General features: G+C 67.8%; 12 protein-coding genes. 6 read left to right on the top strand and 6 right to left on the bottom strand.

The annotated features are described in order from the left end of the window. Window positions 1-117 precede the first annotated feature (117 nt). Both EIK80_RS20045 and EIK80_RS20050 read right to left on the bottom strand, forming a co-directional pair. Window positions 118-882 carry a FadR/GntR family transcriptional regulator gene (locus EIK80_RS20045; RefSeq protein WP_125158782.1) on the bottom strand — a complete coding sequence of 255 codons (765 nt, stop codon included), beginning with the start codon at window positions 880-882 and terminating at the stop codon, window positions 118-120. Between the two features lie 345 nt (window positions 883-1227). Next, window positions 1228-1956 (bottom strand): glutathione S-transferase family protein, encoded by a 729-nt coding sequence (locus EIK80_RS20050; protein ID WP_125158783.1) that lies wholly within the window; start codon window positions 1954-1956, stop codon window positions 1228-1230. Between the two features lie 93 nt (window positions 1957-2049). Between EIK80_RS20050 and EIK80_RS20055 the strand changes: the two genes are divergently transcribed. Next, a complete protein-coding gene (locus EIK80_RS20055; protein WP_125158784.1) occupies window positions 2050-2769 on the top strand; it encodes a YafY family protein in 720 nt (239 codons plus the stop codon). Here EIK80_RS20055 and EIK80_RS20060 read toward each other — a convergent pair. From EIK80_RS20060 to EIK80_RS20070, 3 genes are read right to left on the bottom strand one after another with little or no spacing between them, the layout of a single operon-like run. Beyond that, window positions 2766-3740 (bottom strand): alpha/beta hydrolase, encoded by a 975-nt coding sequence (locus EIK80_RS20060; protein WP_125158785.1) that lies wholly within the window; start codon window positions 3738-3740, stop codon window positions 2766-2768. The two genes, EIK80_RS20055 and EIK80_RS20060, sit on opposite strands and share 4 nt — an antisense overlap. 59 nt (window positions 3741-3799) lie before the next feature. Then, window positions 3800-4606 carry an RNA methyltransferase gene (locus EIK80_RS20065; RefSeq protein ID WP_125158786.1) on the bottom strand — a complete coding sequence of 269 codons (807 nt, stop codon included), beginning with the start codon at window positions 4604-4606 and terminating at the stop codon, window positions 3800-3802. A gap of 21 nt (window positions 4607-4627) precedes the next feature. Next, complete coding sequence (locus tag EIK80_RS20070; RefSeq protein WP_125158787.1) at window positions 4628-5884, bottom strand: MFS transporter; 1257 nt, start codon at window positions 5882-5884, stop codon at window positions 4628-4630. Window positions 5885-6115: 231 nt separating this feature from the next. On the opposite strand from EIK80_RS20070, the gene EIK80_RS20075 reads away from it, so the two are divergent. Next, complete coding sequence (locus EIK80_RS20075; protein WP_125158788.1) at window positions 6116-7168, top strand: LacI family DNA-binding transcriptional regulator; 1053 nt, start codon at window positions 6116-6118, stop codon at window positions 7166-7168. 3 nt (window positions 7169-7171) lie between these two features. On the opposite strand, the gene EIK80_RS20080 is transcribed toward EIK80_RS20075, so the two are convergent. Continuing rightward, the gene (locus EIK80_RS20080) at window positions 7172-8728 is read right to left on the bottom strand and encodes a methyl-accepting chemotaxis protein (RefSeq protein WP_125158789.1); all 1557 of its coding nucleotides are present in this window, start codon (window positions 8726-8728) and stop codon (window positions 7172-7174) included. 245 nt (window positions 8729-8973) lie between these two features. On the opposite strand from EIK80_RS20080, the gene EIK80_RS20085 reads away from it, so the two are divergent. Genes EIK80_RS20085 through EIK80_RS20100 form a run of 4 tightly spaced genes read left to right on the top strand, consistent with a single transcriptional unit; the run spans window position 8974 to window position 12519 of the window. Further along, a complete protein-coding gene (locus EIK80_RS20085) occupies window positions 8974-10089 on the top strand; it encodes an ABC transporter permease (RefSeq protein ID WP_125158790.1) in 1116 nt (371 codons plus the stop codon). Next, window positions 10086-10934: an ABC transporter ATP-binding protein gene (locus EIK80_RS20090; protein WP_125158791.1), complete on the top strand. Its 849-nt coding sequence runs from the start codon at window positions 10086-10088 to the stop codon at window positions 10932-10934. Before EIK80_RS20085 ends, EIK80_RS20090 begins: the two co-directional genes overlap by 4 nt. Continuing rightward, window positions 10934-11872, top strand: a complete 939-nt coding sequence (locus tag EIK80_RS20095) for an MlaD family protein (RefSeq protein ID WP_125158792.1) — start codon at window positions 10934-10936, stop codon at window positions 11870-11872. The genes EIK80_RS20090 and EIK80_RS20095 overlap by 1 nt, the downstream gene beginning before the upstream one ends. After that, complete coding sequence (locus EIK80_RS20100) at window positions 11869-12519, top strand: ABC-type transport auxiliary lipoprotein family protein (protein ID WP_370450244.1); 651 nt, start codon at window positions 11869-11871, stop codon at window positions 12517-12519. The genes EIK80_RS20095 and EIK80_RS20100 overlap by 4 nt, the downstream gene beginning before the upstream one ends. Window positions 12520-12523 lie beyond the last annotated feature (4 nt).

Below are 12523 nucleotides of genomic sequence, written 5' to 3' on the forward strand. Positions count from 1 at the left end.
TTATCCGGAAAACCAGGACAGACGCGTCCCGCGCGCCGACGACCTGAGCTTATAGCCTTTGGACCCCCGCCTTCGAGGCCGGATCACCCCCGCGGATCCGGTCCTCTGTGGAGAGGTCTATTTGGCGGCGCTGGCGGCGCGGAGGGCGATCTCCTCGCGCTTGGCCGCCAGGCTCTCGCGCGTGCGCTCGATGGCTTCCAGTTCGGCGGTCAGCAGCAGATTCTCGATCAGCCCGCCCAGGTGGGTCTGCATGGCCGCGCGCGCGGCCTTCGGATCGCGCGTGCGCAGCGCCTCGACGATCTCCTGATGCTCGTCCTTGAGCGGCCGCTTGCGCACATGGCGGGCCTTTTCCAGCATCTGCATGCAGAGGCGAGAACGGTAGCGCAGGTCCCAGGCGCTCTCGATGATCCGCACCACGGCGTTGTTGCGCGTCGCCTGGGCGATGGAGATGTGGAACTGGCGGTCAGCCAGCTCGGACTGCTCCTTGGTCGAGGCGTCGCTGTTCATCTCGGCGACCAGGGTCTCGAGATAGGCCAGCTCCTCGTCGGTGATCAGGGTGGCCGCCAGGGCGGCGGCCTCGCCCTCGAACAGGCGACGCGCCTCGGCCTGCTCGAACGCCCCGATATCGAGATCCTTCACGGGCGGCGGCGGCTGGTCGAGACGAACATAGACGCCCGACCCTTGGCGAGCCTCCAGCAGCCCGCGCATCTCCAGCGCGATGACGGCGCGGCGGACGGTGGGCCGCGAGACGCCGAACTCGTCGGCTAGGTCGCGCTCGGACGGCAGGCGATGGCCCGGCTGATAGACGCCGTCGGCGATCGCGCCGCTGATCGTCGCGGCGACCTGCTGATAGAGCCTGGAATCCGGCGTAGAGGTCGACATCACAAGCGGCCACGGACAAGCGCCACGATCGGCGCGTCACACAGGACTAGCGCGCGTCCAGCCTGCCCACAAGCGTCCGCGATCCGGAGGTGGCCTTACCATACCCTCCCGGCGAAGCGACCGGAGGGAGGACTCCGGCCGCCATCGTCGTCCGCCCCGGGAGGAGGTTGGCGCAAGGTACGCAGCGCCTTGGTCGACGAGCAAGCGACTGAGCAAAGGTGGAGCCCAGTTCGTCGCGCTCGCCGAACTTAACAAAACTGTCCGGCCGCGCAATCAAAAATGGCCTGACCAATTTGACATTGGCGCGCGAATTCATACGACCAATTTGGTAGCGCTATCCTGCCGTCATGCGGCCCGCTTCAGTCCCCAGGGATGGGCCGGATAGAACTGGGCCATCATCCGCCCGACATAGTCGACGAGACGCGGGTAGCTTTCCGCCTCGCAGCGCAACGGCGAGTCGAAGTGCGGCGTCATGATCCCCGCCAGCATGGCGAAGGCCGTGGCGTCGACACCGACCGGGTGGCTGTCGCGCATCAGATAGGCCTTGTCCTCAACGAGTTCGTCCAGCGAGCGCAGTGACAGGCTGCCCAGCCAAACGACCTCCTCGCGCAGATGACGGCCGACGCCAACCGCGCGGACATTGGCGGCGATCGCTTCCTGCAGGCCGCGCCTCAGGTCATCGCGCAGATGTTCCGGCGCCTGGTCGAACCACCGCGCCGCGCCCTTGGCGAAGTTGGCCGGGTCGAGGTGGCGAAAATAGGCCGACACCCACCCCAGCTGGTTCTCGATCATTCGCTCGATCGCCCAAGCCTGGGCGCGCTCCTTGCCCGACAGGCCGATGTCGAGATCGATCCCGTACTTCCGCTCGATGTGAGCGCGGATGAAGGTCGAATCGCCGATCGCCTGGGCGGCGTCCTCGATCCATGGCAACTGACCCTTGGGCGCGGTCTCGCGGCTGCCCTTGGTCTTCTTGTAGTCGAGACCAGCCATCATCAGCTGGACCTCCGTCTTGGTCACATAGGGGCTGATCTCAGGCAGCCCGAACCCGGCCCCGGCGGCGAATAGCGTGATCATCGTCCCTCTCCGTCACGAATGTCGTGGTGACGACTTGCTACCGCCAGGCTACTGCCAGCATGCTGTCAGTAGCGATCGCCGATATTCGAGCCCATGAGACGCGCCGAACGCCTTTTCCAGATCATCCAGATCCTGCGCCGCAGTCGCGCGCCGGTGACCGCAGACGCCATCGCCGCCGAGCTGGAGACATCGAAGCGCAGCGTCTATCGCGACATCGCCGCCCTGGTCGGCCAGCGCGCGCCCATCCGCGGCGAGGCCGGGATCGGCTATGTGCTGGAGGCCGGCTTCGACATGCCGCCCCTGATGCTGACCCCGGACGAGATAGAGGCGGCTGTGCTGGGCGCGCAATGGGTGGCCGGACGCGGCGATCCCGTCCTTGCCAAGGCCGCCAACGACCTGATCAGCAAGATCGCCGCGGCTGTACCTGACCGCCTGCGGCCCTATGTGCTGGAACCGGCGATCGGCGCCTCCCCAGCCTGGAAACCCGAGACCGATCGCATCGACGTCGCCCAGGTCCGCGCCTGGATCCACGCCGGTCGCAAGATCCGCCTGGACTACAGCGACGGCGCGGGGACGGTCAGCGCGCGGGTGATCTGGCCGGTCACCGTCGGCTATCGCGAGACCATCCGCATGATCATCGCCTGGTGCGAGCTGCGCGAAGCCTTCCGCACCTTCCGCACCGATCGCGTGGTCGGCGCGGAGTTTCTGGAAGAACGCCACGGCAAGCGGCCGGCCGTGCTGCGCGGCGAGTGGATCAAGTTCCGTGACGCCGAGATCGCCGCCTGGAAGCTGAAGGAAAACGCGGACTGCTAGACTCCGTGTCGCTTGGCGAAGGTCTCGAACAGGCTGGGCCAGGCCGCCACCGGCTTGCCCGGCGTGCCGCGCAGACCAAAGCCGTGGCCGCCCTCCTCGAAGATGTGCAGCTCGGTCGGCACGCCCTTGGCCTTCAGCGCCGCGAACATCACCAGGCTGTTCTCGACCGGCACGGACTTGTCGTCGGCGGCATGCAGCTGGAACACCGGCGACAGACCAGTCGACACCAGGCGCTCGGGCGAAATCGCCGCGGCCCGCTCGGACGAGGCGTCGGCGGTCAGCAGTTCCTTGCGCGAACCGGCGTGGGCGATGGCCGGGTCCATGCTGATCACCGGATAGATCAGGCCGGACAGGTTGGGCTTGGCCGAAAGATCGTCGGCGGCGTCGACCGAGGCGTAGGTCTTGTCGGCGAAGCGGGTCGTCAGGCTGGCCGCCAGATGGCCGCCGGCCGAGAAGCCCATGATGGCCACGCGGTCAGGGCTGAAGCCCATCTCGGCCGCTCGCGACCGGACCAGGCGGATGCCCCGCTGGGCGTCCTGCAGGGGCGTGTCGGCGCCCGCCGCCCAGCCGTCGCCCGGCATCCGATAGAACAAGACGAAGCAGGCGTAGCCGCGCTGGTTCAGCCAGCGGGCCATCTCGTAGCCCTCCTTGTCCAGAACCGCGCGCACATAGCCGCCGCCGGGGATCAGCATCACCGCCGCGCCATTGGGGGTCTTGGGCCGGAACACCATCAGCACCGGCTTGCGGGTATGGGCCATGGCCCGGTCGCGCACGCCGTTGGGATCGCCCCGTTCGAGGATCACTTCCTCGACCGTCACCTTCTCGGCGCCGGGCGGGCCGGCGGGCCAAAGGACGATGGACTCGGTGGGATCGGCCAGGGGCGGCGTCGGCGCAGCCTCGACACGCTTGGCCGCCAGCGAAGCGAGGAAGCCGGTGACAAAGGTCGCCAGGGCGCCGCGACGGTTCAGCATGGATCTAGCCTTCTGACGGGATGTTGTGGCGGGACCCTAGTGCCTTGGAAACCGGTTTCCTAGCCCTGCGCGAACCGAAGATGATGCAGCACGATCCCACTGGTCGTGGCGACATTCAGGGAGTCGAAACCGCCCGCCATCGGGATGCCGATGGTCCTCGCCCGCGCCATCACCTCGGCCGTCAAGCCCGGCCCCTCCGCGCCCAACAGCACCGCCGTCCGGGGTGCCGGGGTCAGCCGCGCCAGGACCTCGGTCGCCGCGGGACTCAGCGCGAGGCCTTCGAAGCCCGTCGCGGCCAACAGGCCGGCGATGTCCTCGCCACGCCCCAGCCTGGCGGTGGGGATCGAAAGCGCCGCGCCGACCGAGACGCGGATAGCCTTGCGGTACAGCGGATCGCAGCAATCGGCGTCAAGGATCACCGCGTCGGCCCCGAAGGCGGCGGCGTTGCGATAGATGCCGCCGATGTTGTCGTGATTGGCGATGCCGCACAGCACCAGCACGATCGCTCGCGCCGGCAGGCCCGCCAACAGGTCACGCGCCGGGATCGGATCGGGCTTGCGCCCGACAGCCAGCACGCCGCGATGCAGGTGAAAGCCGGCGATGGCGTCGACCACCGCCTGGTCGGCGAGGTGAACGGGGACATCCTCCGGCAGGCCCGCGAAAACGTCGGCCAGCTTGTCCTTGCGCTTCGGATCGATCAGCAGCGACACCACCCGCTGCGGCGCGTCGCGAACGAAGGCCCGCAGCACGGTCTCGCCCTCGGCGATGAACAGGCCCTCGCGCCCGACCAGATCGCGCTCCTTGATCGCCCGGAATGGGGCGACGGCGGGATCGTCGGGATCGGTGACGACGCGGAACTGGGGCAAGGCGATCTCCGAGAGCGGCGGTTAGCGCACACCCCGTATCGGCAGGATCGCCAGACCGCCAGCCAAAGCCAACCCCGCGGCCATCAGGAAGAACAGCTGGAAATTCCCGTGGGTCGGCCCCAGGCTCCATACGGCCAGGGCCGGCGCCAGGGCCTGAGGCAGGGTGTTGGCCAGGTTGATCACGCCCAGATCCTTGCCCGCATCGCGCTGCGAGGGCAGCACCTGGGTGACCAGGGCGATGTCGACGGCGCAGTAGCAGCCCGCCCCGCAGCCATAGACGACATAGGCGGCCAGCAGAACGTTCCAGTCCGAGGTCAGCGAGAACACGACCATCGACGCGGCGATGGTCAGGGCGGCGCCGAAGGCGAACAGCTTGCGCCGTTGCATCCGGTCGGACAGCACCCCGCCCACCATGGCGCAGGCGACGTTGAAGACCGTCGAGACCGTCGCCAGGATCGCCAGGCCTTCCTCCGAGCGATGACCCGGGAAGAGACGCGGATACTCCACTACGTCCTGCAGGAAGTAGAGCATGTAGCTCTGCACCAGGCTCAGGGCGACCAGCACCATGAACCGGCCGGCCCAGGCGAAGGCGAAGTCGGGATGCTCGCGCGGACTGACCCACAGGCCGGCGATGAACTCCCGCAAGTGGAACGGCGGCACATCGGCTTTCGCCAGAGGCGGGTCCTTCAGGCGCAGCACGAAGGGCGCCAAGCCCAACAGCAGCGCCGCCGATATCACCGCGTAGCGCTGCCACTCGACGACCAGCAGGCCGCCGATGATCACCGCGCCGGCGGCCGTGCCGATTGGATTTCCCAGGCTGAGGAAAGCCGCCACCATGCCCTTCTGGGTGTCGGGCACGCGGTCGGGCATGACGGCCACCAGGGCCGAGAAACACAGGTTGAAGGTCAGCTGGAACAGAATGACGCCGCCGATCAGGGCCAGCGGCGTCTTGGCGTTCATGATCGCCAGATAGGCCAGGGACGCGCCGATCGCGCCGACCACCATCCAGGGCCGCCGGCGGCCGAAGCGCGAGGTGGTGCGGTCGCTGATCGCCCCGGCCAGCAGGTTGGCGATGCTGGCGGCGATCGCGCCATAGAACGCGACCTGGCTCAGCACCACCGCCTTGGAAGCCGCGTCGATCGACTCGGCCTTCAGCGGCAGAAGGACTTGCAGAAGCGGTTGGAACGAAACAAAGGCCCCGATCTGGGCGAGCGTGTAGGCGGCGATGAAGTTCGCGCGCACCGGCTCCTTGGGCCGCGCTCCGTCGTCAGGCCGCACTCGTCACCTCCCCCCGGGACCACGGCGACCGCCACGCTCCCAAACGCTTTTGATAGAGCCCGCTTCCAACCGGCTCGTCGCGATCTTTCGCCGCGTCCAGCCCAGACAGTGGCCGCGCCTTCGTTGCGGCACAAGGGGTCCCGTGCGGTTAAGCAGGGAGTTTCCTTATCCCCCGCGTAAGCTCTAGGTTGGCCTTATGAGCATGAGTCAGAACAGCGTCGGGACGGTCTGATGGCCTCGGTGACGATCTACGACGTCGCCGCGCGGGCGGGCGTCTCGATCAAGACCGTTTCGCGGGTGATGAACAAGGAGCCGAACGTCCGGCCCGCCATGCGCGACCGTGTCCTGGAGGCGGCTGGCGAGCTGGGCTACAGCCCCAACCTGTCGGCGCGCAGCCTGGCCGGCTCGCGCTCGTTCGTGATCGCCGTGTTCGTCGACGCGGCCCTAACCATCGACCACTGGCAAAGCGAGCGCGGCGCGGACTATCTGTCTCGCATCCAGCTGGGCGCGACTCTGGTCTGTCGCGACGCGGGCTATCACCTGCTCATCGAGCTGATCGACAACGACGGCCCGAACGTCCGCCAGGACGTGGCCGCTTTCCTGGCCGCCCTGAAGCCCGACGGGGTGATCCTGACCCCGCCCTCCTCGGACAACCCAGCGGTGCTGGAGATCCTGGACAAGGCCCGCACGCCCTATGTCCGGGTCGGGCCCGAACGCGCTGAGGGTCTGGGTCCGCGCGTCCACATGGACGACGTCGCGGCCGCCCGAGAGATGACCCAGCACCTGGCCGATCTGGGCCATGAACGGATCGGCTTCATCGTCGGCGAGCCGCGCTACGGCGCCAGCCAGGCGCGACGGCAAGGCTATCTGCAGGCCATGGAGGCGCGCGACCTGCCGGTGGCCGAGGGCTGGGTGCGCCAGGGCGACTTCACCTTCCAATCGGGACTGGAGCAGGCCAAGGCGCTGCTGGCCCTGCCCGAGCGGCCGACAGCGATCTTCGCCAGCAACGACGACATGGCCCTGGGCTGCATCGCCGCGATCGCCGAGGCCGGACTGATGACGCCGGGCGATATCTCCGTGGCGGGCTTCGACGACAGCCCCAGCTCACGCTTCAGCCGCCCACAGCTGACGACCGTGCGTCAGCCGGTAGCGGAAATGTCGTCGGTGGCGGCCAAGCTGCTGATCGCTCAAGCCAAGAGCAACGATCCACCCGAACGACCGGTGGACGAGCTCATGCCGTTCGAGCTGATTCACCGCGCCTCGACGGCCCCGCCGCCGAGATAGGCCTCAGCGTCCCGGACGGGCGAAGGCGGCGACGCGGGCGCGGGCGGCGTGGACCGGGTTCTCGGCGGGCTGCTCGCGGTGAGTCGGCTGGAAGTTCCGCGGACCGCCGCCCAGGCGGAAAGCGCCCACCCGGTTCGACAGGTCGGCGGCTTCGGCGCGCAGGGCGTGGGTGGCTTCGGTCGATTGCGAGACCATGGCGGCGTTGCGCTGGGTCACCTGATCCAGTTGGTTGACGGCCGAGTTGACCTGCCCCAGGGCGGTGGCCTGCTCGCTGGCCGAGGCGGCGATGGCGTTGACCAATTCGTCGATGCCGCCGACCTTCTCATGGATGCCGCGCAGCGCCTCGCCCGTCTGGCCGACAAGGTCGACGCCCTCGCTGACCTGACGGCTCGATTCGGTGATCAGCGACTTGATCTCGCTGGCCGCCTGCGACGAGCGCTGAGCCAGGGCCCGCACCTCCTGCGCCACGACGGCGAAGCCCTTGCCGCTATCACCCGCTCGCGCGGCTTCGACGCCGGCGTTCAGGGCCAGCAGGTTGGTCTGGAAGGCGATCTCGTCGATCATGCCCAGGATCTGGTTCACCTGCGAGGATTGGGCCTCGATCTTGGTCATGGCCTCGGCCGCCCGGGTGACGATGTCGCCCGAGCGCTCTGCCTCGGTCGAGGCCTCGCTGATGCGCGAGGAGACCTCGCGGGCGCTCTTGGCCGTCTTGCCGACCGCGCCGGTCAGTTGCTCGACCGCGGCGGCGGTCTGCTCCAGCGTGGCGGCCTGCTGTTCGGTGCGCTCCGACAGATCCTCGGCGCTGCGAGCGATCTCGTCGGCGCTTGAGCGGATGCCGCCGGCAGAGTGCTCGACCGAGCGCATGGCCTCGCCCAGAGCGCCGACCGCCTGTTCGAAATCGACCTTCAGGCTGTGGAACTCGGGCGCCAGATCGCCCTCGACGCGGGCCGACAGGTCGCCGGCCGCCAGCCGCGACAGGGCCTCGCCGACCGCCTTGACGGCCTGGGCCTGTCGCTGCTCGGCGGCCTCGCGCTCGACCTCGAGGGCCTCCCGCTCTTCCTGCAGCAGCGAGAGATAGCTGGAGATGGCCAGTTCCATGTCGAGGAATACGGCCTTGGTCAGGGCCGAGAGGCCGTCGGCCAGGTCGGCGTCCGACTTGGCGGCGTTGCTGAAAAAGCCCTTGGCGCGCTTGGCGACGATGGCGCGGATCAACGCCTCGGCCACGAGAGCGTAGCCGCCGATGTACCATTGCGGCCGCAGATCGGCTTGGACGTGAGCGCGACCGATCCGCTCGACGTCGCGAACATAGGTTTCGCTGTAATCGGCCTGGACGATCCGCCGCCAATGCGCGGCCTGGGCGCGCTCGGCGCCGGCCATGTGGGCGTCGTCGCGGAACTTGGCGCGCGTTTCGGGGAAGGCCCGAACCTGGCTGTAGAACGCGCTCAGCGCGCTAGTGATCTCGGCGTCGATCACCGGCTTGAGGCCCCGCAGAGCCGACCGCGAACGCTCGTCGAAACGCATGAAAGCCATCCGCTGATCAAGCTTGGCGTGCGCGCTCATGCGTTGGTACTCCGGTCCGGCACATAGGAATTTGTTGACCATGTTCGTGACGGGAATCCATTAACCAAGACTAAAGTTCACCCCCCGGACAGCCCAGCTTCGCCACTATGTCGCGGGGCGAGAACCCGGCCTTTTTTCGAGCTCGCGAGCCTTATCCAGCAACAAGCTGCGCCTTGGCGCGTTTTGGGCTTGTCAGGTCCATAGCGGGGCTTGGATATAACCAGGAAACGAGCCCCCAGGACTTCATGGCTTTACCGGCGGACTTCACCTTGACCGATCAGGACGGCCGCACGACGGCCGTGCTGACGGGGGACTGGACCGCACGGGGGCTGCTCGACGCGGGCTTGCGCCTGGATAGCGCCCTTTCCAGCAAGCACGCGCTCGAGATGGACCTCACGGGCGTCAATCGCTGCGACACCGCCGGCGCCTACGCGATTCTGCGCGCGGGCGGCGAAAACCTCGAGCCGGAGAACGTCCAGGCCCGCCGCGAGGTCCTGCGCCTGCTGGAACTTGTCCGCGCCGCGATCCAGGTCGAGCCCGAACCGACAGTTCGCCCAGGCGGCTTCCACGCCCTGCTTGAGCGGATCGGCCGCGGCGTCTTTGGCCTGTTCCAGGACGGCTACGGCACCATGATCTTCCTGGGCCACCTGCTGGTCGCCCTGGCCCGAAGCGTCGTCGACCCGCGCCGCATCCGCTGGGCGCCAATCGTGGCCCTGTGCGAGCGCGCCGGCCTCGACGCCATGCCGATCGTGGCGGTCACCACCTTCTTCATCGGCGCTGTTGTCGCTCTGCTGGGCGCCAACATGCTCACCGACTTCGGGGCTCAGGTCTATTCGGTCGAACTGATCGGCATCTCGGTGATGCGTGAGTTCAACATCCTGATCACCGCCATCCTGCTCGCCGGCCGTTCGGCCTCCAGCTTCGCGGCCGAGATCGGCTCGATGAAGATGAACCAGGAGATCGACGCCATGCAGGTCATGGGCGTGGACCCCTACGAGGCGCTGGTCCTGCCGCGCTTCGCCGCCCTGCTCTTCACCATTCCGCTGCTGGTCTTCGTGGCGACGATCGCTGGCCTGGCCGGCGGCATGCTGGTGGTCTGGGCCGTGCTGGACCTGTCGCCGACCTTCTTCCTGCAGCGGATCATCGACTTCGTCGGCGCCACCCACTTCTGGATCGGCATGTCCAAGGCGCCGGTCATGGCCGCGGTGATCGCCGCGATCGGCTGCCGCCAGGGCATGGAAGTCGGCAACGACGTCGAGTCCCTGGGCCGACGCGTGACGGCGGCCGTCGTGCACGCCATCTTCGCCATCATCCTGATCGATGCGGTCTTCGCCCTGATCTACATGGAGCTGGACATTTGACCCGCTCCGCCCAGAACGCCCCCGAATCCGAGGACTTCATCGACACGGTCGAAGCCGAGAAGCACCCGATCGACGTGCGAGGCCTGGTTTCAGCCTTCGGCGACAACGTCATCCACGACGGGCTGGACCTCAAGGTCGAGCGCGGCGAGGTGCTCGGCGTGGTCGGCGGCTCGGGCAGCGGCAAATCCGTGCTGCTGAACACCATCATCGGCCTGAAGGCCCCCGACGGCGGCACGGTCCGGCTGTTCGGCGGCGACATGCGCACGGCCTCGCGTCGGCGATGGTCGTCGGTCGAGCGGCGCTGGGGCGTGCTGTTCCAGCAGGGCGCGCTGTTCTCGAACCTGACCGTGCGCGAGAACGTCTCCGCCCCGCTCTACGAGCACACCAAGCTGCCTCGCCGCGAGATCGAGGAAATCGCCGACCTGAAGATCGCCATGGTCGGCCTGCCCGCCCGGGCCGCGCTCCTGAAGCCGGCCGAGCTGTCGGGCGGCATGCGCAAGCGCGCCGGCCTCGCCCGGGCCCTGGCCATGGACCCTGAACTGCTGTTCCTGGACGAGCCGACCGCCGGCCTGGACCCGATCGGGGCCGAGGCCTTCGACGCCTTGATCAAGGATCTGTCGGACAGCCTGGACCTGACGGTGTTCATGATCACCCACGACCTGGACAGTCTCTACGCCATCACCGACCGTGTCGCCGTCCTGGCCGACAAAAAGGTCGTCGCGGTGGCGCCCGTTCGCGAACTCGAGCGTTCGGATCACCCCTGGATCAAGCAATACTTCCTGGGCCCCCGGGGACGCGCCGCCGCGACCGCCGAGGCTCCGGCCGAGGCAAGGACGGACGTCTGATGGAAAGAAACGCCAACTACGCCCTGGTCGGGGCCATATCCCTCGCCCTGTTCATGGGGCTGGTGATCTTCGTCGTCTGGCTGGCCAAGGTCAGCTTCAGCAAGGACTACGACCTTTACGACATCCTGTTCATCGGTCCGGTGCGCGGCCTGTCGACGGGCGGCGAAGTGCACTTCAACGGGATCAAGGTCGGTGAGGTCAGCCGCATCGAGCTGGACAAGACCGACCCCAACCGCGTCATCGCGCGCGTCCGCATGACCTCGGATGTGCCGGTCAAGGTCGACAGCTACGCCACGCTGGAGCCGCAGGGCATCACGGGCGTCAACTACGTGCAGATCACCGCCGGCTCGCCGAACAAGGAACTGCTGAAAGACACCGTCAAGAACGGCAAGGTCCCCGTCCTCCGCAGCCAGCGCAGCGCCCTCTCCGACCTGCTCGAGGGCGGCGGGACGGTTCTGACACGGACCATCGAGGCCCTGGACCGCGTCAACCGCGTACTGTCCGACAAGAATATCAAGACCTTCAGCGCCTCGCTCAGCGACGTGCAGGCGGTCACTGCGGAGCTGCGCGAGCGCAAGGAAATCATCGCCGACGCGCAGAAGGCTCTGCAGAGCATCGATGCGACGGCCCAGTCGATCACCAACCTGGCCAACAGCGCCAATGGTCTGGTCGACGGCGACGCCAAACGCACCTTGAAGGAAGCTGGCGACGCCGCCGCCGAGCTGAAGGCCGCCGCCAAGGACGCCCGCTCGATGATCTCGAAGCTGGAAGGTCCGACCAGCGACTTCGCCAGCACCGGCCTGCCCCAACTCTCGGCGGCCATCGTCACCCTGCAGTCGGCCGCCGAGTCCCTGGACCGCCTGGTCGCCGACGTCGAACAGAATCCCCGTGGCGTGGTCGGCAAGGCCCCAGCCAAGGAAGTGGAGGTCAAGCCGTGAGCCCGATGATCCGAAACGTCGCCAAGACCTTTGGACGCGTCCTGGCCGTCTCGGCCGTGGCGTTCAGCCTCTCGGCCTGCATCAGCGTCTTCCCAAAGACCAAGCCGGTGACCACCTATCGCTTCGGCGACGCCGACCTCAGCGTCGCCAAGAGTCCTCCCGGCGCGATGTTCGGCGTTCTGAAGGCTCCGTCGGCCTTCACCCGCGCCGCGGCGGGCGACCGCCTCCTGACCGTGACCAATGGCGAAGTCGCCTATATCGCCGACGCGCGGTGGGTTTCCCCGGCCTTCATCCTGTTCGAGGAAGCCACCGCCCGCGCGTTCGACAACGATCCGGGTCGCGCTCGCCTGATCGGTCGAGGCGAAGTCGCCAAGGCAGACTTGGTGCTGCGCCTCGAGGTGCGAAAGTTCGAGGCCGACTACGTCAACGGCCCCAAGGCCGCTCCCGAGATCGTGGTCCGCGTACGCGGCGTCCTGAACCGCAACAGCGACCGCGCCCTGGTCGGCGACCAGATCTTCGAAGCCAGGGTGAAAGCCGCCGACAACCGCGTCTCGGCCATCGTGCCGGCCTATGACCAGGCCGTAGCCAAGGTGCTGGGCGACGTGGTGGGCTGGGTCAACGCGGCGGGACCGGGCATCAAATCCTAGAGCG

This window comes from Caulobacter sp. 602-1, assembly GCF_003931565.1.
Classification (GTDB): domain Bacteria; phylum Pseudomonadota; class Alphaproteobacteria; order Caulobacterales; family Caulobacteraceae; genus Caulobacter.